Origin of the sequence: Microcoleus sp. Pol11C2 (genome assembly GCF_036701505.1) — a bacterium.
Lineage (GTDB): Bacteria > Cyanobacteriota > Cyanobacteriia > Cyanobacteriales > Microcoleaceae > Microcoleus.
In genome coordinates, this window is the sequence record NZ_JAUBQX010000054.1 from 1 (window position 1) to 25625 (window position 25625).

Annotated in this window: 27 protein-coding genes; 16 read left to right on the forward strand and 11 right to left on the reverse strand. The window is 45.5% G+C overall.

Translation table 11 applies throughout. From position 1 onward, the window contains the following. Positions 1 to 76: 76 nt before the first annotated feature. The gene (locus tag QUA42_RS22975; RefSeq protein WP_333140371.1) at positions 77 to 355 is read right to left on the reverse strand and encodes an IS1/IS1595 family N-terminal zinc-binding domain-containing protein; all 279 of its coding nucleotides are present in this window, start codon (positions 353 to 355) and stop codon (positions 77 to 79) included. Between the two features lie 49 nt (positions 356 to 404). Here QUA42_RS22975 and QUA42_RS22980 point away from each other — a divergent pair, with 49 nt between their 5' ends. Then, positions 405 to 785 (forward strand): hypothetical protein, encoded by a 381-nt coding sequence (locus QUA42_RS22980; protein WP_333140373.1) that lies wholly within the window; start codon positions 405 to 407, stop codon positions 783 to 785. Positions 786 to 875: 90 nt separating this feature from the next. On the opposite strand, the gene QUA42_RS27870 is transcribed toward QUA42_RS22980, so the two are convergent. Together QUA42_RS27870 and QUA42_RS22985 are read right to left on the reverse strand one after the other, a co-directional pair. Continuing rightward, a complete protein-coding gene (locus QUA42_RS27870) occupies positions 876 to 1043 on the reverse strand; it encodes a winged helix-turn-helix domain-containing protein (protein ID WP_445301354.1) in 168 nt (55 codons plus the stop codon). A gap of 149 nt (positions 1044 to 1192) precedes the next feature. Then, positions 1193 to 1327, reverse strand: coding sequence for a hypothetical protein (locus tag QUA42_RS22985; RefSeq protein WP_333140375.1), 135 nt, complete (start codon positions 1325 to 1327; stop codon positions 1193 to 1195). 158 nt (positions 1328 to 1485) lie between these two features. On the opposite strand from QUA42_RS22985, the gene QUA42_RS22990 reads away from it, so the two are divergent. Continuing rightward, the gene (locus tag QUA42_RS22990) at positions 1486 to 2478 is read left to right on the forward strand and encodes an IS701 family transposase (protein ID WP_333140378.1); all 993 of its coding nucleotides are present in this window, start codon (positions 1486 to 1488) and stop codon (positions 2476 to 2478) included. Positions 2479 to 2514: 36 nt separating this feature from the next. Then, on the forward strand, positions 2515 to 2820 hold the full coding sequence (locus tag QUA42_RS22995; RefSeq protein ID WP_333140380.1) for a hypothetical protein: 306 nt from the start codon (positions 2515 to 2517) through the stop codon (positions 2818 to 2820). 355 nt (positions 2821 to 3175) lie between these two features. Here QUA42_RS22995 and QUA42_RS23000 read toward each other — a convergent pair whose 3' ends face one another. The 8 genes from QUA42_RS23000 to QUA42_RS23035 form a co-directional block, all read right to left on the reverse strand. Then, complete coding sequence (locus QUA42_RS23000) at positions 3176 to 4126, reverse strand: DUF5996 family protein (RefSeq protein ID WP_333140382.1); 951 nt, start codon at positions 4124 to 4126, stop codon at positions 3176 to 3178. 35 nt (positions 4127 to 4161) lie between these two features. Beyond that, positions 4162 to 4437, reverse strand: coding sequence for a UBP-type zinc finger domain-containing protein (locus QUA42_RS23005; RefSeq protein ID WP_333140384.1), 276 nt, complete (start codon positions 4435 to 4437; stop codon positions 4162 to 4164). A 36-nt stretch (positions 4438 to 4473) separates the two neighbouring features. Next, complete coding sequence (locus tag QUA42_RS23010; protein ID WP_333140386.1) at positions 4474 to 5052, reverse strand: antibiotic biosynthesis monooxygenase; 579 nt, start codon at positions 5050 to 5052, stop codon at positions 4474 to 4476. Positions 5053 to 5121: 69 nt separating this feature from the next. After that, the gene (locus tag QUA42_RS23015) at positions 5122 to 6678 is read right to left on the reverse strand and encodes an iron uptake porin (protein ID WP_333140388.1); all 1557 of its coding nucleotides are present in this window, start codon (positions 6676 to 6678) and stop codon (positions 5122 to 5124) included. After that, positions 6675 to 6821: a hypothetical protein gene (locus tag QUA42_RS23020; protein WP_333140389.1), complete on the reverse strand. Its 147-nt coding sequence runs from the start codon at positions 6819 to 6821 to the stop codon at positions 6675 to 6677. The genes QUA42_RS23015 and QUA42_RS23020 overlap by 4 nt, the downstream gene beginning before the upstream one ends. A gap of 24 nt (positions 6822 to 6845) precedes the next feature. Continuing rightward, positions 6846 to 7508: an isochorismate family cysteine hydrolase YcaC gene (gene ycaC, locus QUA42_RS23025; protein WP_333140391.1), complete on the reverse strand. Its 663-nt coding sequence runs from the start codon at positions 7506 to 7508 to the stop codon at positions 6846 to 6848. Between the two features lie 239 nt (positions 7509 to 7747). Further along, complete coding sequence (locus tag QUA42_RS23030; RefSeq protein ID WP_333140393.1) at positions 7748 to 7906, reverse strand: hypothetical protein; 159 nt, start codon at positions 7904 to 7906, stop codon at positions 7748 to 7750. A 91-nt stretch (positions 7907 to 7997) separates the two neighbouring features. Beyond that, positions 7998 to 8501 carry a WD40 repeat domain-containing protein gene (locus QUA42_RS23035; protein WP_333140395.1) on the reverse strand — a complete coding sequence of 168 codons (504 nt, stop codon included), beginning with the start codon at positions 8499 to 8501 and terminating at the stop codon, positions 7998 to 8000. Between the two features lie 150 nt (positions 8502 to 8651). Between QUA42_RS23035 and QUA42_RS23040 the strand changes: the two genes are divergently transcribed. The 13 genes from QUA42_RS23040 to QUA42_RS23100 all read left to right on the forward strand — a co-directional run bounded on the left by QUA42_RS23040 (position 8652) and on the right by QUA42_RS23100 (position 25382). After that, positions 8652 to 15689 carry a PAS domain S-box protein gene (locus QUA42_RS23040; RefSeq protein ID WP_333140396.1) on the forward strand — a complete coding sequence of 2346 codons (7038 nt, stop codon included), beginning with the start codon at positions 8652 to 8654 and terminating at the stop codon, positions 15687 to 15689. A gap of 12 nt (positions 15690 to 15701) precedes the next feature. Beyond that, the gene (locus tag QUA42_RS23045) at positions 15702 to 16331 is read left to right on the forward strand and encodes a response regulator transcription factor (protein WP_333140398.1); all 630 of its coding nucleotides are present in this window, start codon (positions 15702 to 15704) and stop codon (positions 16329 to 16331) included. 218 nt (positions 16332 to 16549) lie between these two features. Continuing rightward, the gene (locus tag QUA42_RS23050; RefSeq protein ID WP_333140400.1) at positions 16550 to 17107 is read left to right on the forward strand and encodes a DsbA family protein; all 558 of its coding nucleotides are present in this window, start codon (positions 16550 to 16552) and stop codon (positions 17105 to 17107) included. A 187-nt stretch (positions 17108 to 17294) separates the two neighbouring features. Then, a complete protein-coding gene (locus QUA42_RS23055) occupies positions 17295 to 17477 on the forward strand; it encodes a hypothetical protein (RefSeq protein WP_333140402.1) in 183 nt (60 codons plus the stop codon). Next, positions 17474 to 18301, forward strand: a complete 828-nt coding sequence (locus QUA42_RS23060; protein ID WP_333140404.1) for an SDR family oxidoreductase — start codon at positions 17474 to 17476, stop codon at positions 18299 to 18301. The genes QUA42_RS23055 and QUA42_RS23060 overlap by 4 nt, the downstream gene beginning before the upstream one ends. Before the next feature lie 89 nt (positions 18302 to 18390). Continuing rightward, positions 18391 to 18747 (forward strand): AraC family transcriptional regulator, encoded by a 357-nt coding sequence (locus tag QUA42_RS23065; RefSeq protein WP_333140406.1) that lies wholly within the window; start codon positions 18391 to 18393, stop codon positions 18745 to 18747. Between the two features lie 135 nt (positions 18748 to 18882). After that, entirely contained in the window at positions 18883 to 19782 is a 900-nt protein-coding gene (locus tag QUA42_RS23070; protein WP_333140408.1) for a pirin family protein, read from the forward strand. A 113-nt stretch (positions 19783 to 19895) separates the two neighbouring features. After that, entirely contained in the window at positions 19896 to 20918 is a 1023-nt protein-coding gene (locus tag QUA42_RS23075; protein ID WP_333140410.1) for an LLM class flavin-dependent oxidoreductase, read from the forward strand. A gap of 109 nt (positions 20919 to 21027) precedes the next feature. Beyond that, entirely contained in the window at positions 21028 to 21354 is a 327-nt protein-coding gene (locus QUA42_RS23080) for an SgcJ/EcaC family oxidoreductase (protein ID WP_333140412.1), read from the forward strand. Between the two features lie 304 nt (positions 21355 to 21658). Continuing rightward, positions 21659 to 22252 carry a nuclear transport factor 2 family protein gene (locus QUA42_RS23085; protein ID WP_333140414.1) on the forward strand — a complete coding sequence of 198 codons (594 nt, stop codon included), beginning with the start codon at positions 21659 to 21661 and terminating at the stop codon, positions 22250 to 22252. A 162-nt stretch (positions 22253 to 22414) separates the two neighbouring features. Next, positions 22415 to 23161 carry an SDR family oxidoreductase gene (locus QUA42_RS23090; RefSeq protein ID WP_333140416.1) on the forward strand — a complete coding sequence of 249 codons (747 nt, stop codon included), beginning with the start codon at positions 22415 to 22417 and terminating at the stop codon, positions 23159 to 23161. Positions 23162 to 23431: 270 nt separating this feature from the next. Then, positions 23432 to 24397, forward strand: coding sequence for an SDR family NAD(P)-dependent oxidoreductase (locus tag QUA42_RS23095; RefSeq protein WP_333140418.1), 966 nt, complete (start codon positions 23432 to 23434; stop codon positions 24395 to 24397). Positions 24398 to 24470: 73 nt separating this feature from the next. After that, positions 24471 to 25382 (forward strand): alpha/beta hydrolase, encoded by a 912-nt coding sequence (locus QUA42_RS23100; RefSeq protein WP_333140420.1) that lies wholly within the window; start codon positions 24471 to 24473, stop codon positions 25380 to 25382. The last annotated feature ends 243 nt before the right edge of the window (positions 25383 to 25625 follow it).

A 25625-nucleotide genomic window follows, 5' to 3' on the forward strand; every position in this document is an offset into this window, starting at 1 on the left:
TCCATTGTTTGTTATCTTTGGAACCAACGAATGACCACATCTCGTCTAACTGAATCGTCAGCTGGCATGGTTTTTTTTAGTGATTTCCACTCTCACAGGGGGTCTGATAAAATTTCTGGTTGACGTACATTTGTAACCAGCGCTCAGATACACCCGTAACTCGTGCAATGGCTGCCAGAGAACAGCGTTCGAGTAACAGTTTATCAATCAACTTACGAGTTGCTTCATCTATGGGCCCTCGAGTAGCATTTTCCACAAACTGCCGTCCACAAGCAAGACAGCGAAATCGAGGTTTACCGTAGTGGGTGTGTCCGTATTTGATGATTTGGGTTGATTGGCACTTAGGACAATTCATCGACTTGACTGAAATTTTTCAGGGTTCTGACCTCAAGTGTACCATTACTATGCACTACTACCCAGTTTTGTTTGTAAAATACCTTCAAAGTCTAAATATAGGAGCAAGAATTTTGATATTTTGGGATGGGGCAAGTTATCATAAATACGCCGAAATGCGAGAATATCTGGGCTTGGTTAATCAGAATTTAGAAAAATCTGAATGGTTGATAAGATGTGAATTATTTGCCCCTAATGCACCTGAGCAAAACCCTGTAGAAGATATTTGGCTTCAAGGTAAAACTTTTCTAAGAAAACATTGGTATCTCTGTAAATCTTTCCCACTTATTAAAAAACTATTTATGCTTGTAACTCATTGTCAAGTTTTTGACTTCTTCAAATTAAATATGTATGGCTTTTTTGCTAAAAAGCCTAAATTAATAACAACTTAATCACCCTTAGTGAAGCCGGATTTATTTGCAACTGATTTAGGATTGCTATATTAGTCGCAGCACTCCCTGAACTCTCTCAAAGTAGCAGTCCTACAACCTAGATGGCAACTGCGTTTGAGGTGCGCTTACCCTGTTCTTCTTTTGAGTTTTCTTCCAGCTAATCTTGGCTTCATCAAGCAATGTATAATAGCTTTGACTGGATTTGAAGCGAACATCATACTTGTCTTCTATGTATTCCCGAAGCTCCTGTAAACTCACATACTCTTGAGCATCTAAGTAATTGATAATTTCCTGGCGTTGTTCTCGACTTAGATATGCTTTTGACCCGTGATATTTCAGTTTTAATTCTTTAACTCCATCTTTGATAAATTTTATTTTACATTGACTGATAAATGTTGGTGATACATTTAATATTTTTTTATCTCAGAACCAGGTACGCCTTTAATCCACATCATTACTGCTAAAGCTCGCTTCAGTTCTCTCGGGTCGGGGTTGCTATCGATAAAATTCCTTAACTCTTTTAAAGATTGCTGCTCAGACATATTGTTTTTTCACTAATATCCAATAGACAAGTATTATTATACTCGACAACTATTGTAATTTGTAAAATTTTGTGAATCCTTTAGGATTGCTATATATTTAGTTTGTCACTCTAGGAAGGGTAAAATAGGAAGAGAAGTCTAAATGGGAGACACAGACGATGATACAGCCCAAAATTCCACAACCTACCATTAGTTTCATTGATCAATATTGTGGGAGTTATCAAAAAATCTTTCCAGAAGTTAGAAGTTATGAAGCATTTAAGCAAATTATCATGGGGATTTTGACACCAAGCAAGAGAAAAAGTTTAGTAACAATCTCTAAAATAATTGGTTTAAAAAATAGTCAATCATTGCATAATTTTTTAACACAATCGCCCTGGACATTGGAAGAATTAAGAGCAGAGAGACTAAAAAATATCTTTAACTGGTTAAAAGAAGAAGCAATTGACATTATTATAGATGAGACCGGAGACCCAAAAAAAGGAAATAAAACTGAATATGTAGCTAGACAATATTTAGGAAGACTAGGAAAAGTAGACAATGGGATTGTAAGTGTCAATATTTATGGAGTTAAAAATGGCATAACATCCCCATTATTGTTTGAAGTTTACAAACCAAAATTTCGACTAAAACCGGGAAATAAATATCAAAGTAAACCCCAAATAGCTGCGAGATTAGTGGAACAATTAGTTAGTCAAGGATTAAAAATTAGATATGTACTAGCTGATAGTTTGTACGGGGAAAGTGTCACAAACTTACTGAGAGTCTTAGAAAAATTGAAATTGCATTTTATGGTAGCAATTAGAAGTAATCATGGAGTCTGGATGCCAGAGGAGGAGAAGGTTGAACAGACTGCGTGGCACGAATTTGACCGAATATTAAGTAAAGGTCAACGACAAAAAAGATATGTGTGTGAGATAATATTTTGGCAACGAAATAAATATACTTATTGGTATCTAACAACTGAGCCAGAAACATTACCAGTCAATAGTACATCTTATGTAATGACTAATTGTGACCCAATAAAATATCAAGATGTAGGCAATATTTATGGAGAAAGAACTTGGATTGAATATGGATTTAGACAAAGCAAATTAGAATTAGGTTGGTCGGAGTTTCATCTAACTAAATATAATGATATTGCTAAATAGTGGGAAGCTATTTGTTGTGCTTTTCTATTGGTTAGTATGAGGGCTATTTCAACTCAGAATTCGGAATTATCTGACTTATCAACTTGTCAATTTGAACTGAATAATTATCTAGCTGAACATCCAGACTGGGATTTCAATCAAGGCTGGAAATCAATGCTAAATAATATGCAATTACTATTATTACCACTATTAGCACTCAAATTAGTTGAACCTTGGTTGAAGGTTTTTGAAGCTCCTCTATTAGTTAGTAGTTTTAATACTTTAATTGGTCTGGTTAATCTCTGTGCTAATGCCTTAACAGGGACTAAATTAAATACTATTCACCAATTTTCTTCTTCCTAGAGTGACAAACTAGGGATATCCCTCTTCTGTCACTTTCCGAAAAGCTTTGTGTTTTCTGAACCCTAGACCGTAGACAGAGCAAGCAATCGCGCAATTTTTTCTGAGTAAAAATTCTTGAAGATACGAAATGGGTCTCTTTAGGCGATCGCCAACCCCCGCATGACTTAGCATACCTTGTCTTTGGGAATTATTAATTATACGAAAAACCGGAGAGTGACAGAAGAGCGTTAAGCAGCGTGTGTGCCAATACCTTGTCGTTGCAATCCCCAACTTTTTTCCACTCTCGCGTCCAATAAACCAGTCTGCGAAACTGTCCTACATTTCACCACTTAAGATCTGCCAGTTAAACGTCAATTTAAGGATGCAGTTGCGACTTAAATGTCAACTGCTTGAGTTCTTCTTGATTCCAGTTGCCGAACTTGGCGGCAGCTTCGTAGGTGCTTTGCAAGAACTCTAACAACATCTGATCCGGTGATTCTGCCTCGCGGACAGCGTCATAGGGCAAAATAAACTCGCCCAATTCTTGACTGTAAAATGCAGCATCGGGACGAATCGTATCCTGCTTAAACCCATCGGGTTCTGGGTACGCATAGGAATAAAACGCTGGGTATGATAATCCGGCTCCGGGCCAAAATCCGGCACTACTGACTTCCTGGGAATAGGCTTCCTTTGCTACAGCATCTGGTAGATTTGGCACCCCTCCTGGATGTTCAGGAGCCGATCGCCCAGAAAAGCGAGTCACTGCTAAATCAAAACTCCCCCAGAAAAAATGAACAGGACTAACCTTGCCGGAAAAATGTGAACGAAATTCTCGAAAGACGCGATCGGACTGTAGCAGCACTCGCCAGCATCGGTTGGCATAATCCGCATCATAAGCAGCATGGGTTTCATCCTGCTCAAATCGAATTGGATTGGGTACTTCATTTGGTTTGGTGTTAATTGTGATGTGAAGATCTAATTCTCTCAGATTTTCCATCACAGTCTGATAAAAATCAGCGACAGAGCGAGGGTAGAGTGCGATCGCCCGTTTTGCCCCTTCGCTGGTTTGAATCAGCAGCTCATGATCGATGAAATCAAAGTCGATTTGAAAGATGCGGCTGCCATAGGGAATCGTGGAAGTGGTCAGTCCCCGAACGGTTAAATAGAGGGGAATATGCCAGGAATGATTAATCCACGGAGTTTGGGCAAATCGGATTTTGCCGATGATTTGAGTCCACATGTGCAAGGTGGCATAGGTCTCTTGCCATGCGTCCAGGGGTAAACTCGGCCAAATATCCGTTGAGGTCAGGGTAGGCTGATTTGACATTATGGTTTCCTCGCGAATAGAAAAGGGGCGCGCGCTCAATAGTTCTTCTGTTGTTCATCGGCAAAACACCACAGCCATTGTTCTCCCAATTCGGCTGAACTGATCACCGCATGTCCACTTTCTTCATAATGACGGCGTGCGTGCTGATTTTTGGATGAGTCGCAGCACAACATTTTGCCGCAGGTTTGACAAATTCTTAAATGTACCCAGCGATCGCCAACTCGCAGGCATTCCTCACAGCGGAATACCGGGTAATTGGCTTTTGAAATCATATCCTCTAGCGTCAGTTCGTTCAAGTGTTGACAAGACATGGAAGATTCCTGTGAATGTGCAAGATATGTACTCGATCAAGTGGGATACAGCCATTTGCGAAAAAGTTGGGTTAGGCGTGGCATAATCACGTAGGTCAGCAGGGGAACCGTTAGACCTGTCACCAACAAGGTTCTGAGCAATACCGGAAGCCCCGTTAGGAGGGGTACTAGCAAACGATTGAGAATAGATATCGTAAAAAACACTCCCAGCCATGTCACGATCGCCATTTTGTAGCGCGGAGGTGGAGCCTTCATGGGTTTGTCAGGAAGCGTAAACCAGGTTTCCAGCCCAGTCAGGGTTTGAATTGCTTCTGGCTTTTCAATTAAGGGTTGTAGTCGCTCAATCCATTCTTGCCGAATATCTGATTCAATCCAGGTTTTGAGATTGTTGTAGCAATCGAACTTGAGAATGACCACGTATTCAAGATGATCGTGATCATGAGGTCGAATTGTGCTGACACCTAAATGTCCCTTGAATTTTCGTGCATCTGCGGCGATGCCATGACACCATGCTTCATAACCTTGTTCACGTCCTGGTCTCACGATATGAGAAATCACGGCGGTGACTAGATAGTTTTCTTGACTGGTATTGCTCGCCAATGGTTCTTCCAACATAGAATTTAACAGTCCGGGAAATTGGATGGTTAAAACAGGAAAACAGCTCTTACCCTGCCTGTATAGACTCTAAAACTGAAACGTCGTTCGAATGGTGCCAACAAAAATCGTGTCATTATTGCTGTTGTGTTCAGGGTTGGTAATGACGATTACACCAGGAGTGATTGAGAGATGGTCGTTCATTTGAAACCGGTAGAAGATTTCAAAGTGCAATGAGGTGCTACGATCGATTACTCCAAACGGATTGCTGATCACTCTAGGCGGTTGTCCAAAAACAAAACCTAATAAGTTTCCTTCCTTACCCAAATCTGGAAATCCAAAATTAACTGCGTAGTAAAAAATCTCAGCAGTAGGAGCATTGGAGATGTCTTGCGCCGATGCCCGGAGATATCCTATCCATCCTCCCAATCTGAAAGCAGGGTTAACAAGCCAGGAAGCTGTAAGACTATAGCTATCCCCAACAATGCTGGTACTGTTTCCATTAAACGGATCATTGGTAATGGCACTACTTGTACCAATATCAATTGAATTCAAAGAACGAGCATAGGTTAAGCCCAAACTTAAGGATTCTGTGGGTTTGAGTGTCAGTTGTGCTAAGGCAGAGTAAGAACCATCAAATAATCCAGCTCCCGCAGTCGGGTTGTTGGCGTTATTAGCAAGATAAACCAGTGTCAAATTGATGGCTGAGTTAAAGTTATGGTTGATACCAACACCTGTCCCACCTGTTTCTTCACGATAGATAGGGCTACGCACCCCAAATGCGGAAATCGAACCTCTGCCATCACTTCCCAATAGAGGGTTAATCGTATCAACCACATCAAACAAAGTGCCCTGTGCGATCGCAGTCACCCTAGTATCTGACCCGATGGGAAATTGATAATAAAGTTGATTGAGAATGAACTGATTGTCTGTATTACCATCAAAACTTAGGCGAGCCATATTGGTTCCTGTGGCGGCTCTAAAGTTTGGAATATTACCAGCCTGAAATCGAATTCTCAGTAAATCTTGCCCCGTAAAACTGGTGTCCAAGATCAACCGCGCACGACCGCTAAAAATGATAGTGTCACCGATCTCACCCCTAGAACCAGGTGTTTCTCCTGGTGGTACAGCTCTATCACTACCAAATGCACCGCTCACAGCAAAAACGACCTCTCCAGTCAATTTTGTTGTAGGAGAGAATAGCTGAGACTCTAATCGAGTTGTGCGGGTTTCTAAGGAATCTACCTGTCCACGTAATGTTGAGAGTTCTGATGCAAATTCCGCTTGAAGTTTTTGTAGTGTTTGTAGATTTTCTCTTTCCGCCAGATCTACTGTTGCACTGGCTAGTAGCTGATTTAGCCGATCAAGACAAGCATTTAGCCCAGCAGCAAACTCATAACGAGTAATGGCTCGATTGCCCTGAAATAGTTGATTTGGATAACCAACCATACAGTCGTAGCGATCGACTAAGGCTTGTAATGCTGCAAATGCCCAATCGGTAGGTTGCACATCAGCCAGTTGATTCACAGAGGTGACTTGACCTTGCAAGGTATCCTGGGCAATGACAGACTCAACCAGGGATGGGTGAATCAGAAAGCCTCCAAAGAGCAGACACGATGAGAGAATCGACTGAAAGAGAAGTTTCATTGAGAATCAATCCCCTCAAAACACGGCATTTCTTGGCAATTTTCGGCAGCACTCACCTTGGCTAGGAGCGATCGCCAGAAATCGTTCCTAGCCTCCACGAAATCATCCAATGCTGCTGCAATGCTGCAAATGAACTGGATCACTGAGCAATGACAACATCCACTCAGTTACACACGAGTCATGAGGCGTTCACGATTGGCAGAGCCAGCATTTGATGTTGCTGCATAGCTCGTCATTAGGTTTTTGTAGTCAGGAATAAACTCTGCAAGGAGATTACCTAGCCCTTCAATATCGTTACGCCAATCACGGTGCAATTCACCCACAACGCTAAACCAATTGACCAACTGAGCGCCAGCACGAGACATCCGATCCCAAGCTGCATCGCGGCAGGCTTCATCGAAGGTGCCAGAGGCATCAGTGACAACAAAAACGTCATACCCTGCCTCCAATGCTGAAAGCGTGCAAAAAGTGACACAGACATCCGTGACAATTCCGGCAATAATCAATTGCTTCTTACCCGTTGCTTCTACGGCTTTAACAAATTCCTCATTGTCCCAAGCGTTGATCTGTCCGGGGCGCGGAATGAAGGGAGCATCAGGAAACTTCTCCTTGAGTTCCGGCAGGATGACTCCATTGGGACCGTCCTCAAAGCTAGTAGTCAAAACAGTAGGCAGGTTGAAAAACTTGGCTATACTTGCTAGCGCTAGGACATTATTTTTGAAGTCAGCAGCACCAATATCCCGCACAAGCGAGAATAGTCCAGTTTGGTGATCCACCAGTAAAACCGCAGCATTATTCTTGTCTAGACGATTGTACTTGAATGTAGACATTAGGTAATTCTCCTATTTGAGTGATTGGTGAATGAGGAATTGCAGAATGAAATCAAAAGCTAAACATCTCTGCTTGTGCTTTTAAGTGAAGCGTCTGTTTACCCTCAAGGGTTGATGACGTAAGCGATCGCGCCATGAACTGAGTCTGCAAGACAACTCCAAATTTCGCCATTATTTAAGATCCGCGAGTTAAGCACAGAGTTAAGATTTTCGCATCGCGTGCCCAAAGGGCATTCGCTTCACTGTGCGATCGCTCCTAATGCTTTCAACGTCGCTGCTTGAGCGTGCGTTAATCCAGTTGCACCTTGAATATTCATGCCTTCAAGCATGGAGCCGTGCAATTTACTTGCTCGATCCATTTGCATGACTGTTTGCACAAATTCAATATAGGTGGTCACCTTCAAGCTGTCGCCTATAGCAAGTTAAATTTTTTACAGTGCAAATTGATAGATTAACCGTTCCATCGCAGAGTAGAAGGCTGGCTCTAACTTAAGTTAGAATCCGAATTCGATCGAAAGTACATTCATACAATTGATCGACCATCAATGTCTGAATGCAAAATCCGGTAGCGATGTCCCACACTTTAAGGGTGCGATCGTTACTGCCACTGATTAAAAACTGACCATCTGGGCTAAAGCTGACTGACGTGACCCAACTGGTGTGTTCGTGCACGACGTTCAAACAAGATCCAGTTTGCAGATTCCAGAGCCGAATAGTCCGATCGCCACTGCCACTCGCTAATAGTTGATTATCAAGGCATACAGCAACCGACCAGATCCCACCCGTATGTCCCCGCAAGACTTTTACACTTTCACCAGTTTGTAGATTCCAGACTCGGATGGTTCGATCAAAATTACCGCTGATTAGCTGCTGATCGTGGGCTGCAAATGCTAGGGTGAAAACCCCTCCTGTATGCCCCTGCAATACATACCGACACACCCCAGTAATACGGCTCGCCGTCAGAGTATCTCTGCCTTCCAGGCTATTTCCCATGCCCTTGCCTCACACCAGTCTGATTGGCTACTGAGTTGAGCAATTACAAGTCAAGATATAAATATCTACACAAAGAGCTTTATATTCTGGAGTTTGGCAAGCGATATACTTTGGGAAACGGATGACAGTCCTTTATCTAGGGAGCATTCAATGATTACCCTGCCTGGAATTACTATCCACAGCAAAATCTATGAGAGCCTAGCTTCTTTGGTGTATCGGGGCATCAGAGAGCAAGATGATTGTGCAGTGATTGCCAAAGTTCTCAAGCAGGATTATCCCTCTCCTCAGGAATTAACTCGCTATCGGCAGGAGTATGAAATTACTCGTTTTCTCAACCTTGAAGGCGTAGTCAAGGCATACAGCCAACAAGACTACCAGCGCACGCTGGTTATTCTTTTGGAAGACTTTGGTGGAGAGTCTTTAGAATGCTGGATGCGGCAACAATTAGATTTCTCTCCTATGCCCTTACCTACTTTTCTGAGGCTGGCGATCGCCATTACTGATACTCTAGGCAAAATCCATGCGGCTCATGTCATCCATAAAGACATTAATCCTGGCAACATTGTCTTTAATCCGAGGACTGGCGTTGTCAAAATCATTGATTTTGGCATTGCCACTCGCTTCAGTCGCACCAATCCCACATTCAAAAGTCTCTATCTTCTAGAAGGAACCCCCGCCTATTTGTCGCCAGAGCAAACCGGGCGAATGAACCGGATGCTCGACTATCGCACGGATTTCTACTCACTGGGTGTAACCTTCTACGAACTGTTGACGGGGCAATTGCCGTTTCCCACCAGTGATCTCCTGGAACTAGTTCACTGTCACATTGCTACACCGCCGATTCCCCCCCATGAATTGAATGCCACGATCCCCCAACCTGTTTCAAACCTGATTTTGAAACTGATGGCAAAAAATGCAGAGGATCGTTATCAAAGTGCCTGGGGCATCAAAGCGGATCTAGAGCGCTGTGCCCAACAACTGACGGAAATGGGTCAGCTTAACACCATATCGTTAGGACTGCAAGATGTTTCCGAGCAGTTCCGTATTCCTCAAAAACTGTATGGGCGAGAAGCGGAGATTGCAGCATTATGGGTAGCGTTGGACAGAGTGGCAGGGAGTAAGGCAGTCCGTGAAATGATGCTGGTTTCTGGTTACGCTGGCGTTGGCAAAACAGCATTGGTACAGGAACTCTCTAAACCGATCACCGCAAAGCACGGCTATTTTATCTGGGGTAAATTTGACCAATTCCGGCGCAATATTCCCTACAGCGCGATCGTCGATGCCCTGCAAAAATTGGTGCAGCAACTGTTGGGTGAACCCAATGAACAGGTGGAAATATGGCGATCGCGTTTACTCACTGCTTTAGGAAACAACGGACAAATTATCATAGATGTCATTCCCGAAGTTGAGTTCATTATTGGCAAGCAACCACCTGTGCCCGAAGTTGGAGCAACAGAAGCACAGAATCGCTTCAATCTCACGTTTCAAAGGTTTGTGCGGGTGTTTTGTGCAAAAGAGCATCCCCTGGTCATCTTTTTAGACGATCTACAGTGGATCGATTCTGCAACGCTGAAATTAATTGAACTCATATTGCTTGACGAGCAAACTCAATCCCTGTTTTTGATCGGAGCCTATCGAGATCATGAAGTATCTCCAACGCATTCATTAATTTTGATGCTGGAGAGCTTGCGAAATCAGGGTGCAGCGATTCAAGAAATTACCCTGACTCCTTTAACGCTGGAACCGTTGACTCAACTGGTGGCTGAGACGTTACATCGCAATCCTGATGCCGTTCGTTCCTTAGCCCAAGTCGTGTTGCGTAAAACCGAGGGCAACCCTTTCTTTGTTGGTGAATTTTTGAGGCTGCTGTATGGCGAAAACCTGTTGACCTTTGATGCCCAACAGTTGAGTTGGCAGTGGAACCTAGCTGAGATTGAAGCTCAAGATATCACTGCTAATGTGGTGGAGTTGCTGCTGCGTCAGTTGCAGAAATTGCCGGAAGCAACACAGCAAGTTCTCTCCATCGCTGCTTGTGTTGGGTCTGAGTTTGATTTAGAAACGTTGGCGATCGTTTGCGAAAAATCACCGAAAGCAATTTTTCAGGATTTATTAGAAGCAATACAAGCTGGATTAATTCAACCTTTGTCTGACTTGGATGAAAACTTGTTGGTTCAAGAGTATAAGTTTTCGCACGATCGCGTTCAGCAAGCGGCTTATGCTTTGATTGATGAATCGCAGAAACAAGTGGTTCATCTTCAAATCGGTCGTAATTTGCTCGAAAAAACTTCACCAGAGCAACGATCCGATCGGTTGTTTGAAATCATCGATCATCTCAATCAAGGACTTGAGCTATTCACTGCTCGATCGGAACGAACTGAAATTGCCAGATTGAATTTAATGGCAGGCCAGAAAGCAAAGGCAGCAACGGCTTATGAAGCAGCTTTTAAGTATTTCACTACAGGGCTTAAACTCCTCAATTCAGAGAGTTGGCAGAGTGAGTATGACCTCACCTTAGCGCTGTACTCAGAAGCAGCAGAAGCGGCGTATCTCCAGGGTCGCTTTGATGAGATAGAACAGTTGGTAGAAGTGGTACTCGCTCGTGCCAAAACAGTGGTTGACAAAGTGCAAGCTTACGATAGCAGAAATCAAAGATATTTGTCACAGGGCAACCTAAAAGAAGCACTAAAAGCTGGATTGGAAGTGTTAAAGCTCTTGGGAATAGATTTAATAGAAAATCCAAGTCAGGCAGATATTCAATGCGGATTGGAGGAAACGGCTGCACTACTCGCTGAACGAGAAATCGAAGACTTAATTAATTTACCAGAGATGACTGCACCAGAACCACTGGCGGCTATTTCAATTCTATCGAATATGGTGTCTGCTGCAGCTATAACGTTACCAGCACTGTGGATACTGATTAATTGTAAAACGGTAAATTTATCAATCAAATACGGTAATACTATCTGGTCACCGCTGTATTATGCTGCCTACGGATTTGTTCTATGTGGAGTTGTTCAAGACATTGAACTCGGCTATAAATTTGGTCAATTGGCTCTTAGCTTGGCAGAACGATTGAATAATAAAAAAGGCAGGGCTAGAGCATTACAGTTATTTAGTGACCAGATTATGCAATGGAAAGTACATCTTAAGGAGACGATACCACTGCTGGTTGAGGCTTATCAGGAAGGAGTGGAAACCGGAGACTTTGGATCTGCTGGTTATGCTGCATATTACTTGTGCCATAACTCATTTTTTGCTGGAGAGGAACTTACTCAACTGGAACGAAAAACAGTAATTTACAGCAAAGCGATCGACCAAATTAGACGAGAGAGTCCCTCGAATTGGCTGACAATATTGCGGCAGACTATTCTTAATTTGTTAGATAGATCTGAGAATCCCAGTCGTTTAGTTGGTCGGGTGTGTAATGAAGAAGAGGTGTTATCACACGCTATTGCAGTTAAAGATGGACCTGCAATTCAAATACTCTATTTGCACAAAGTCATGTTGTGTTATCTATTTGAAGAACACCATCAAGCTGTACAGACTGCTCTTTTGGCAAGGCAACATTTTGAAGACGTGACAGCGATAACGGTTTTACCTGTATTTTGTTTCTACCATTCTCTGGCGCTTTTGCGCCTACCGCTTAATGCTTCAAACTCTGAAAAAACAGATGGGCTAAGTTGTGTTATTGCCAACCAAGAAAAGATGCAAAAATGGGCAGAACACGCCCCGATGAATTATCTCCATAAATTTCATCTGGTTGAGGCAGAGAAAGCGCGAGTCTTAGGGCAGTTTCTTGAGGCTGAAGAGTTTTATGAACGGGCGATTCAAGGGGCTAAAGACAATGAGTATCTTCAAGAAGAAGCACTCGCGTATGAATTGGCGGCAAAACATTATCTGGCGCGAGGTCGGGAAAAAATTGCTCAAACCTATATGAAAGAGGCGCACTATTGCTACGATCGCTGGGGCGCAACCGCTAAAGTTAAAGACTTAGAAACTCGCTATCCACAGTTCTTTTCTCAGTCGTCTAGAGCCGCTTCTGCATCAATTCCTATTACTGCTAAAACTATCTCTAATCCCTTCCATACCGCTTTCGATTTAGCAGCAGTGATGAAAGCTTCACAGGCGATTTCTCGTGAAATTGAACTGAAGCAATTGCTGCGATCGCTGATGCAAACTTTAATTGAGAATGCTGGCGCACAAACCGGATATCTGATTCTAGAAAACTCAGGAGAATGGTCGATTGAAGCGGCTTGTGAACTCAATGCCGATGAGAATGCTTGTGCGACTCAGGTGTTACAGTCTATTCCAATTGCCGATCAATTGCCAGAATCAATCATTCAATATGTGATTCGGACTCTGAAGCCTGTCATCTTAAATGATGCGACTCGTGAAGGTGCTTTTATTAATGAGCCATACATTCAACAGAACCAGCCTCAATCTATTTTCTGTTTGCCGCTGCTGAATCAAGCCAAGCTGGTCGGTGTGTTGTATTTAGAAAATCGGTTAGCAGCCAAAGTATTTACACCAGAGCGATCGCAGGTCTTGCAGCTATTATCGACTCAAGCAGCGATCGCTATCGAAAATGCCAATCTTTACTCAGAGCTGCAGGCTAAGGAAAGCAAGATCGCCCAGTTCCTTGAAGCGATTCCGGTGGGAATTGCGATCGTGGATGCGGCGGGTCGCCCTTACTATATCAACCAATGCGGCAATCAACTCAGGGGCAAAGAAACTGATACTTCCATAGCACCGGAGCAGATATCAGAGGCTTATCAGCTTTATGTAGCGGGAACGGATCAAATCTATCCAGCGGAGAGTTTACCTATTGTGCGGGCATTAAGGGGCGAACACGTTAGGACTGAAGATATAGAAATTCGTCGAGATCAGGTCACAATTCTAATTGAGGCACGGGGAACACCAGTTTTTGATCGACAGGGCAATATCACTTATGCGATCGCTACCTTTCAGGACATTACAGAGCGCAAACAAGCCGAGAAACTCCTAGCCGACTACAACTGCACTTTAGAGCAACAGGTCGCAGAACGAACTGCTGCGTTACGACAAAGTGAGGCCAATTACCGTAACCTGATTCAAACTGCGAATTCAATCATCCTTCGCACGGATAGGCAAGGACAAATTCGATACATGAATGACTATGGACTGAGCTTTTTTGGTTATGAGGAAGATCAGATTTTAGGGCGTACCCTACTGGAAACAATCGTTCCAGAAACCGAAACATCTGGACGCGATCTCAAGCAGTTTGTTCACAATCTGTTTCACAATCTTGAAGCTTCCTTGCCTCAAGCTTACTTGCAAACCGAGAATGAAAACCTTTGTCGAGACGGTACACGGGTTTGGATTGCCTGGTCGAATCAAGCCATCTTCAATGACCAGGGAGATGTCGTTGAAATCTTATCGGTGGGCAATGACACCACCCAGCGTAGACAAGCAGAAGAGGCATTACAACGCAGTGAAGCTAAGTTCCGCAATATTTTTGAAAACTCACAGGTTGGCATCTTCCGAAACCGCATCTCGGATGGATTAATTCTTGATGCCAATCAATGCCTTGCCAATCTGCTTGGCTTTGATTCACCAGAGGAAATCATTGGGCTGGAACACAGCATCGACTATTTTGTAAATCCCAGCGATCGCCAACAAGCCCATGAGTTGCTGAAGCGGGATGGGGAACTGCAAAGCTATGAAGCACAACTGCGAAAACGAGATGGGACAGTTTTCTGGGGACTTACCTCTTCTTATCTGAATGCAGCCGATGGATACGTCGAAGGGGTGGTTGCCGACATTAGCGATCTCAAACAAGCAGAAGCCGCTCTACAGATGAGTGAAGAACGACTACGCCTAGCATTAACCGCTTCAAATCAAGGACTCTACGATCTCAATATCAAAACTGAAGAAGTTGTGATTAACCCGGAATACGCTTTAATGCTGGGCTACGATCCAGCAACATTTCATACGACCAAATCTAGTTGGATTGAGAGTTTGCATCCTGACGACAGAAAATCAGTGGTTGCAGCTTACGATGCTTGTATTACTGGAGAAGTCCCCAACAATCAAGTAGAGTATCGCCGTCGTACCCAGGATGGTCAGTGGAAATGGATTCGTTCTGTCGGCAAAATTGTTACCTGGAATGAATCCGGTGAACCCATCCGAGCGTTGGGAGTTGTTACGGATATCAACGATTGCAAACAGGCAGAAGCAGCCTTACAAGCTTCAGAGACAAAGCTACGGACTCTAATTGAGGCAATTCCCGATCCATTATTTGTACTGTCTGCTGAAGGGCGATTCCTTGAAATAATGGTACTGGAACCAAATCTGCTATGGCAACCCTTTGAGGAGATGATTGGTAAAACCATGCATCAGCTCGGAGAGGAACAAGCTGATGAATTTCTAGGTTATATTCAGCAGGTGCTGAGAACCCAACAAATCCTCACGGTCGAGTACAGTGCGTTTCTAAATGGACGAGAAGCCTGGTTTTCGGCTCGCATTGCCCCAATCAATCACGATCAGGTGATTTGGCTGTCGCGAGATATTACGGCGCTGAAGCAAGCAGAAGAAGCCTCAATTTTAGAAGAGCGCAACCGCATGGCACGCGAAATTCACGATACACTCGCTCAGTCGTTTACAGGCATTCTGGCTCAGGTCGGAGCTGCAAACCAGGTACTAACGGATGATGTAGAAGCAGCTCAGGCACACCTAGACCTGATCAAAGAATTGGCACGAACTGGACTGACTGAAGCGCGGCGGTCGGTCGTGGCGCTCCGTCCTCAGCTTTTGGAGGAAGGCAGTTTACAGAGCGCTCTACATCGTCTCATCGCTCAAATCAGAACTGCCGCAATGGATGTCACTCTATATTATGAGATTGAGGGTGCAGTGTATTCTCTACCCACTGAAGTCGAGAATAACTTACTACGAATTGGGCAGGAAGCATTAACTAATGCGATTAGATACGCCAATGCCGACGAAATTCGAGTGGAGCTAGTCTACGATCGCGATCAGTTTTGCTTGCGCGTGAGAGACAATGGACAGGGCTTTGGAGTTGGCAGTATTTCAGCGTCTGAGGGTTTTGGCTTACTCGGCATGAGCGAACGGGCTGAGCGCATCGGCGCACAACTCACGATTAGGAGTCAACCTGGACAAGGAACAGAAATTATTGTCACCGTCAACCTTTGAGTGAGCATTACAATGAGCCAAGCTACGACCATTCGGGTTCTGATTGCGGACGATCACGCCATTTTTCGGCAAGGATTAGCCACGATTATTAACCGTGACCCAGATATGCAGGTGATTGCACAAGCTGAAAATGGGGAACAGGCGATCGCCGCCTTTCGGGAACACCAACCAGATGTAACGCTAATGGATCTGCGAATGCCTGAAGTAGAGGGGGTCGCCGCCATTGGTGCAATTTGTGCGAGCGTTAAATCTGCTCGAATTATTGTACTGACCACGTATGATAGTGACGAAGATATTTATCGGGGATTGCAGGCAGGAGCCAAAGGATATCTGTTGAAAGAAACTGAACCTGACGAGCTTCTGAATGCGATTCGCACCGTTCATCGGGGTCAGAAGTATATTCCGCCCGATGTGGGAGCAAAGTTAGTACAGCGCCTCAGTAATCCAGAACTGAGTGAAAGAGAATTAGAAGTACTCCGCTCGCTGGCGCAGGGGATGAGTAACGCTGAGATTGCGTCTGCTTTGAGCATCGGTGAAGGTACTGTTAAATCCCATGTCAATCGGATTTTGAATAAGTTGGATGTGAGCGATCGCACTCAAGCGGTGATTGTTGCTGTTAAGCGCGGCATTGTCAGTTTGTAGGGTGTACTTTCGATCGAGTTGAGAGTCTAACTTAAGTTAGAGCCGGCCTTATACTTTGCGATGGAACGATTACTCTATCAATTTCTACTGTCAAACTTTTAACTCACTATAGACGACAGCTTGAAGGCGATCTCCTATATTGAATTTATGCAAACAGTCATGCAAATGGATCGAGCAAGTAAATTGCATGGTTCTATGCTTGATGCAGATGTAAAAAGATGAGCGACGATCGTAGCCACAGGTCTTTACTTGTACCACCTTCAACTCAAGATTGGATTCAAGGTATTCTGAGTGCCAAGGTAGTGCTGGTGATGTACGGAGATTATCAATGCCCTAGAAGTGCGGACGTTTACAAGCTGATTAAAGCGATCAAACGAGAGCTTAGTGCTGCTTTTGGAGAAGATTATTTATGCTTCATCTTCCGTCATTTTCCACAAACACAGATTCATCCCCATGCTCAACGGGCAGCCGAAGCCGCCGAAGCCGCCGCCGCCCAAGGAAAGTTTTGGTTAATGAGCGATACCTTATTTGACCATCAACAAAGGTTGGAGAACGGTTATCTTGTCGAGTACGCCAATGATTTAGGGCTTGACATTCCTCAATTTCTCAAAGAGTTGTCTAAACAAGTGCATGTCGATCGCATCAACGAAGATATCGAAGGCGGAATAGAGAGTAGAGTAACGACTGCCCCAGCCCTGTTTATCAATGGAATTCGGTATACCGAGCGCTGGAACACGACGGAGTTGATGGCTGCCATGATTACTGCAAGTCATTAAGTTCCCCGATCTTTGCTCTCAATTCATATCTGACTTACCTGTAAGTGCTGTAAGCCATCTAATTTTGATGGCTAGATTTTGCCTATTCTGCTGAACAAAATTACCGCTTTTTGAACCATGCGAACAACTGAATTCCTGCGTATTGATTTAGTGAATTACAAATCAGTATTTCCTTGAGGATAATTCTATGACACGTTTAGTAGTACAAGGCAAGAATAATTCAGGGCATGAAGGTAAACCTCAGACTGATTCTCTTCAGGACTCCTCAGTCAATCATGCCCTGATTGCGATCGCGCAAGAAGTCACTGAGTTGCTAAGACAAATTTACCCGATACAAACTGACGAAATTGAAACGGGAGAAACAGAATGATACTGCAAGATAAAGTGGCGTTAGTCACTGGTGGTACATCGGGAATCGGCAGAGCAACGGCGATCGCTTATGCCCAACAACAAGCAAAGGTGGTAGTAGTTGGTCGTCGAATTGATGAAGGTGAAGAAACGGTTCGATTGATTAAAAAAGCTGACGGAGAGGCAATTTTTGTGCAAGCAGATGTCACGAAAGAAGCCGATGTTAAAACAATGGTTGATAAAACGGTTGACGTTTTTGGTCGGTTGGATATTGCCTTTAATAATGCAGGAATGGGCGGCGAAAACCCCTCATTGATTGAGCAAACAGAAGCTGAATATGACCGCACTATGAACGTCAATGTCAAAGGTGTTTGGTTGTCGATGAAATATGAAATTGCTCAGATGTTGAAACAGGGAAGTGGTGCGATCGTCAATATGGCATCTGCGGTTGGAGTCGTTGCACTTCCTAACATACTGCTCTACACCGCGAGTAAACATGCGGTAGTAGGCTTAACAAAAGCTGCTGCGCTCCAATATGCCAAAGCGGGTATTCGCATCAATGCCGTTGCACCAGGGTCAATCCAAACAGATATGTTTGAAGCTGCTGCGCTCCAATATGCCAAAGCGGGTATTCGCATCAATGTCGTTGCACCAGGGGCAATCCAAACAGATATGTTTGAAGCAGTTACAGATGAAGCCAAAGCTTACTTGACAGGACTTCACCCGATCGGACGAGTTGGCACACCGCTTGAAGTTGCAAATGCAGTCCTGTTTTTATCATCTGAGATGGCATCATTCATAACAGGTGAAACGTTGATGATAGATGGTGGGTATGCAGCGCAGTAGTCGATCGGCAATGCAAAATATTGCAGTGATCGAATGCGCGATGGCTAGCTTTTGTCTGTTTTGTTGAGCAAATTGTCAATTTTTGAACCATGCTAACAATTACAACGCCAACCCTTAAAGCCAAGCGTAAGGGCTTAACGCATAGGCGATTACAGCCAGTACTCGGGTATATTCGTACTCACCTTGATCGAGATTTGTTACTGACTGAGCTTGCAGAAGTAATCAATATTAGCCCGACTTACTTTGCGAGTTTGTTTAAGCAAACAATGGGAATTTCTCCTCGTCAGTACGTGATTCAACAGCGCGTGGAACAGGCGAAATTGATGCTGTCGAAAACAGATTTGGCGATCGCGGACATTGCCCTGCAAGTCGGCTTCTCCAGCCAAAGCCATTTGACGCAGCACTTCAAGCGATTCACAGGAAAGACCCCCAAGCAGATTCGTTAACGCCATAAGAATCTGAAAGAAATCGAGCCTTGGAACTCATTACATTGACATTGAGTTAGGCAAGAATCTGAAGCAGAAACAGAACTAAGGTTGTATCTTCGTCCACAACGTCAACTAAGAATGGATCGTACAAAAATGAGTATTCAGCAATTGATCACGCCTGAAAAGCACGACCTGGGTGGGTTTAGCGTACAGCGCATCTTACCGAGTGAAACCCTAAAAATGGTTGGACCTTTCATTTTCTTCGATCACTTAGGCCCAGCTATTTTCCCGGTTGGAGAAGGCGTCGATGTTAGACCCCATCCACATATCAATTTAGCGACGGTTACCTATTTGTTTGAAGGAAGCCTTCTGCATAGAGATAGTCTAGGGACAGTACAAGAGATTTTTCCGGGCGAGGTGAACTGGATGACAGCGGGCAAAGGTATTGTTCATTCTGAGCGATCGCCCGAGAGCTTTAGAGAGAAAGAATCTACTCTTCACGGCATTCAGACCTGGATTGCCCTCCCCGAAACCGCTGAAGAAGTTGAACCCAGCTTTTCACATTATCCGGCGACTGATTTACCGAGGTGGATTCAGACAGGCACCAGCGCCACCTTGATCGCCGGTAGCTACCAGTCTCACCAATCACCCGTTAAAACCTATTCTGCTACTCTTTACCTAGCGCTCGTTTTCACAGAGGGGAGTCAATTTCAGCTAGCACCAACCGAAGGTTTAGAAAGGGCAGTTTATAGCGTCACATCCGGCCTGTTCGTAAATGGAGAGCCGTTAGAGCCATATTGTCTAGCCGTTCTAGCGCCGGATGAATCAGTAGATATCCGGGCGGAGGCTGAGGCAAAAGCAATGATTATCGGCGGGGCACCAGTGGGCGATCGCACAAAGTACTGGAACTTTGTGTCGAGCCACTCAGCGCGTATCGAGCAGGCAAAACGAGATTGGCAAGACCGCCGCTTCCCGGCGGTTCCCGGTGAAACTGAATTCATTCCGCTCCCTGATAATTCAGATCGCGGTAGTAGCGTGACCCCTCTGAGCTGACGATGATTAGGCGTTTTTTGCTGAGCGAGAGAACAGCCGCTTAACTCGTGCAGCAAGGTTTTCTACTGTTTTGAATCAAGTCTATTTCATTTGCAAAACGCTTGGGAAATGATATGGAAGTTGGAATTGACAGTTTTGCCTCGGTTGGAACGAGTGAAAACGGTGAAACGGCGGATGCCGTGCAGTCTGTCGCCGAACTGCTGGAGAGAATAGAGCAGGCGGATCGTTCCGGCTTGGATATCTTCGGTATCGGCGAGCATCATCGCCATGAGTTTTTAGATTCGGCAAACGCGGTTATTCTCGCCGCTGCCGCCGCCCGTACCGAGCGCATCCGTCTAACCAGCGCGGTTACGGTGCTGAGCGCGGCTGACCCGGTGCGCGTGTTTCAACAATTCGCCACGCTCGATTTGATTTCAAAAGGTCGCGCCGAAATGGTTGTCGGGCGCGGCTCGTTCACTGAAGCCTTTCCGCTGTTTGGATTTAGTCTCGGCGATTACGACGAGATTTTCGCTGAAAAGCTCGAACTCTTGCTCAAAATTCGGGACAATGAAACGGTCGATTGGTCGGGCAAATTTCGCCCCGCGCTGGAAAACCAAGCGATTTATCCGCGTCCGCTGCAAAAGCCATTTCCCATCTGGATCGGGGTCGGCGGTACGCCGCAATCTTTCCTCCGCGCCGGAATGCTTGGACTGCCGCTCGTGGTCGCCATTATCGGCGGCGAAACGCACCGCTTTCGCTCGCTCGTAGATTTATACCGCGATGCCGGAAAGCGCGCCGGACACGCGCCCGAAACATTGAAAGTTTCATTGCATTCAATTGGTTATGTCGCCGACACGACCGAGCAAGCCGTTGAAGAATTCTTTCCGGGCTACGCCGAAACCTTCACTAGAATCGGCAAAGAGAGAGGCTGGCCGCCTGTTACGCGCGCCGCTTTTGACGCCCAGCGCAGTGCGACCGGCGCGTTACTGGTCGGCAGTCCTGAAGAAGTGGCGGAGAAAATCCGCCGTCACAGCGAATCGCTCGGCGGCCTTTCGAGAGTAACGTTTCAAATGGACAACGCGCAGATGAACCACGCCCAACTGATGCGATCCATTGAACTGATTGGAATGCGAATGTCCCCACTCTTGAACAATTAAAATATGCTCACGATCGTAGACAACCTAGCCATCGTTCTATATACAGCTCAAAAGAAACATTGGGTGAAATTGAGGCAACCGCATCATTGTAATTTAGGTGCCCAAAACTATGAATTCACAAACAGCTCAAACCACCACCACTGCTGACGAGTCGGCAATCTGTGATTTTCTTCACCAGATGATTGATGCTTGGAATCGAGGCAGCGGTGAAGACTTTGGTGCTCCGTTTAGCGAAACTGCCGACTTCATCGCCTTCGAGGGAACGCATCTCAAGGGCCGAAAAGAAATAGCTGAATTTAATCAGCAAGCCTTCGACACCGTTGTCAACGGAACCCGCCTGGAGGGTGAGGTGAATTTCGTCCACTTCCTGAATCCTCAACTTGCTCTCATGAGCGGAGGTGTCAGGGTAATGCTGCCCGGACAACCCGAAACTTAACCGTCACGAGATTCGATGCAGCTATTCGTCGTGATGAAACGCGATCGAGATTGGCAAATTGAAGGGCTACTCAATGCCCGGAAGTTGACGCTAGAAAGGCAATTTTTCCTGGACGAGTTTAACTCGCTGAGTGAACAGGCTCAACGTCAAGTAACCGATCTCGTTATAGATATCAAGCATGCCTTACTTCAATCGCGTGAGTAAACAAAGAATTCGGCAACGATCGCGAATGAAATAAGAATTTGAAAGAAATTAAGCATTGGAATCAATACTGTTGAGATAGAACAAACTAGGAGAATCTAACGTGGTCAAAGAGCAAACTGTAGACAAACAAGCAAATGTACAGGCAACCCCCAATCTGACACCTGCTCAGGAAGCTTTACAAGCGGTCTGGGAAGAGCATATCGGGCACGAGTTTGGTACTCACAGCCCTGAAGATGCTCTCGCTACAATGGTTGAGGACGCTTACGTGAATCACATTCCGGTAATGACTGGGGGAGTAGGGAAACCGGCAGTGCGTGAGTTTTATTCCAAGTACTTAATTCCACAGATGCCGCCGGATATAGAACTGGCTCCGGTTTCGCGCACAATTGGAACCAATCAACTCGTCGATGAAATGCTGGTTAAGTTCACTCATACCATCCAGATGGACTGGATGCTACCCGGCATTGCTCCGACCGGGAAACAGGTTGAAGTGCCAGTGGTCGCGATTATTCGGTTCCGTGACGGCAAGTTAGCTCATGAACACCTCTACTGGGATCAGGCGACTGTATTGGTTCAACTCGGCATGCTCGATCCGGTTACGCTGCCCGTTGTAGGGGTTGACAGTGCACGCAAGGTACTTGATCCGGGCTTGCCCTCAAACGCACTGCTCGATCGTGCCAGCAATCGCGACTAAGTGTAGGAGCCAGCAAATATCAATGCCTAAACCCGCCATTTTGCAACCAGGATCGTACTCATCCTGGTTGTAGGAGGTGCTTCTTATTGCTGGCCCCTACACGTATTGCTCATTGAGTTTTTGACAAAGTGACACAGCCATTCACAACAAGAGGTAACTATCATGATGCTGAAAGACAAGGTTGCTTTGGTGACTGGCGGAACATCGGGCATCGGTCGAGCAACGGCGATCGCTTATGCCAAACAACAAGCAAAGGTGGTGGTAGTTGGTCGTCGAATTGATGAAGGTGAAGAAACTGTTCGATTGATTCAGGAAGCTAGCGGAGAGGCTATTTTTGTGCAAGCAGATGTCACGAAAGAAGCCGATGTTAAAGCAATGGTTGATAAAGCAGTTGACGTTTTTGGTCGCTTGGATATTGCCTTTAATAATGCAGGAATGGGCGGCGAAAATCCCTCATTGATTGAGCAAACAGAAGCTGAATATGACCGCACTATGAACGTCAACGTCAAAGGTGTTTGGTTGTCGATGAAATATGAAATTGCTCAGATGTTGAAACAGGGAAGTGGTGCGATCGTCAATATGGCATCTGCGGTTGGAGTCGTTGCACTTCCTAACATACTCCTCTACACCGCGAGTAAACATGCGGTAGTAGGCTTAACAAAAGCTGCTGCGCTCCAATATGCCAAAGCGGGTATTCGCATCAATGTCGTTGCACCAGGGGCAATCCAAACAGATATGTTTAAAGCAGTTACAGATGAAGCCAAAGCTTACTTGACAGGACTTCACCCGATCGGACGAGTTGGCACACCGCTTGAAGTTGCAAATGCAGTCCTGTTTCTATCATCTGAAATGGCATCATTCATAACAGGTGAAACGTTGATGATAGATGGTGGGTATCTAGCGCATTAGTCGCTCGGCAGTGCGACACGTTGCGACCAAGTGGCGATCGACCTGCATCATCTGCTCGATCACTCTCCGTGCCGTTGGTTCCTCAAGGGCATCCCGGTAGTACGCAGTGTTTGATTGAGCAGTAATACATCCAAAGGAGTCCATCATGACGACAACACTTGCAGGCAAAGTTGCACTGCTAACGGGTGGTCCTCGCCGTTTAGGAGCGGTGATCGTAGGGTATGCGAAAGATCAAAACTTTTACACTCACAATTAACGAAAGGAAAAGAAATGGCTGAAAAATTTGGTGCAAAATCGACCGCCGACGAGGTGCTTTCCGGCATTAATCTCAAGGGAAAGCGATTTCTCATTACGGGTGCATCGTCAGGCATTGGGCTTGAAACCGCCCGCTCACTGGTCTCTCACGGCGCTAGCGTCGTCGGCGCGGTCAGGAACCTCACTAAAGCTGAGCTAGCCACTGCATCGGTTCGTGATGCCGCGTCGCAGGGCGGCAGCCTGGAGTTGATCAATCTCGATCTGGCATCCTTGCAAAGCGTTCGTGCCTGTGCGGATAAACTGTTGGCTGACGGTCAACCGTTCGATGCCATCATCGCTAACGCTGGCGTTATGGCAACTCCGTTCGGTCGGACGATCGATGGCTTTGAAGTCCAGTTCGGAACCAACCATCTTGGTCATTTCGCCCTGATCAATCAGATCGAGCCGCTGCTCGTCGATAATGGACGGCTGGTAGTCCTGTCGTCGCTCTCACATCGCGGTGCCGATATGGACTTGGACGATCCGAATTTTGAGCAGCAGGCATACGATCCATGGGTCGCCTATAGCCGATCGAAAACCGCCAATTCCCTGTTCGCTGTGGAGTTTGACAGGCGGCATCGCGATCGCGGCATTCGGGCTGCTTCGGTGATGCCCGGAAACAGTCTCACGGACCTGCCCCGCCATTTCTCGCCAGAGGATTTGCAGGAACTTTTGCAGACCGTTGACGCAGCGCGCACCGAAGCGGGTCTGCCGCCGAAAGAGTTGAAAGAAATTCCGCAGGCAGCCGCAACGTCGGTCTGGGCAGCAGTCGTAGCTGACAAAGACGAGATCGGCGGACACTATCTCGAAGATTGTGCAGTTGCGCCGATCAATGACACGCCCAACCCGTTTGCCGACGGCGTAAGGTCGTATGCACTTGACGCTAACAAAGCTAAGCAGCTTTGGGCGAAAAGCGAGGAATTGATCAGCGCTGTATCCTAAAGGTTTTCGACTTTTGTCAATAAAATTTAGATGCGTTGACCCTGGGATTTGGAATAGTCAGGAAAAACTATTCATGAGAAAGTTCATTCTTCGGTTAGTTATTATCGTTCTGGTTGTCAGTGTGCTTGTTGGCTCTGGTTGGCTGAATCGCGCAACTCCTGCTTCAACCTGTGACATCGCAACTCGCTCTACCCAAATCGGGAGTGGAACGCTTTCCTATAATCAAGCAGGGACAGGACAGCCGATTTTACTGCTGCATGGATTATTTGCCGAGAAAGAGCAGTGGAATGGCATGATGTGCGAGTTGGCTAGAGCAGGCTATCAAGCGATCGCACCCGATCTACCCGGTTATGCCAAGAGTACTGGATTTACCGTGAAAGACTATGCACTAGAGAATCAGGTAGCCCTCCTGCACCAGTTTGTCGAGCAGCTAAAGATTCAATCCCTTGATGTTGCAGGTAGCTCGATGGGGGGCACGATCGCAGCCCTTTACAGCCAGCTTTATCCCAACCAAGTTCGCAGCCTCGCCTTTATCGGTTCACCGCTAGGCGTAACGAATTGGGCAACTAGCGTCAGGAAATCGATTATTGAGGGCATCAATCCCTTTATTCCGATTACCAAAGAGCAGTTCGATCTAGAAATCAGTCTGCTTTTCGTGACGCCTCCTACGATTCCGGATGAGGTCAAAACCGAGAAAGTGAACGATTATGTGAATCGTAATCGAAATTATCAGCAGACTTGGGACATTGTGAATCTTTATGATGATGTGCTTTGTCAGTTGCCTCACAGTCGGGTTCCGACCCTGGCAATTTGGGGTCAGGAAGACAAAATCTATGATATTCCGGATGTCGATCGCTCACATCGCTGTCTTCCAGGGAGTCAAATTATTCAATTACCCAAAGCCGGACATTTGCTGTTGATCGAAAACGCTCAGGAAGCAGCATCGAATTATCTTGGTTTTCTGAAAACAATCAAAAATCGATAGACGAATCAAGCATTCAGCAATTAGGCTTCGGTGTCGAGGAATTGAATCTCAGCCAGTTGTTGGCTAATGACCTGAACCTTAGGCTTACAAAAGAAAGGAGATCGCTATGAGAAACAATGGAACGACATGACTATTTAGTTAAGTTGCACATCGGCTTTAGCTGGGAGCGAGAAAACTTTTTTGGTGTGCTACGAGGCTGTGATATCTGCATTTGCTACTAAACGGTAACTACCTTACCAAATC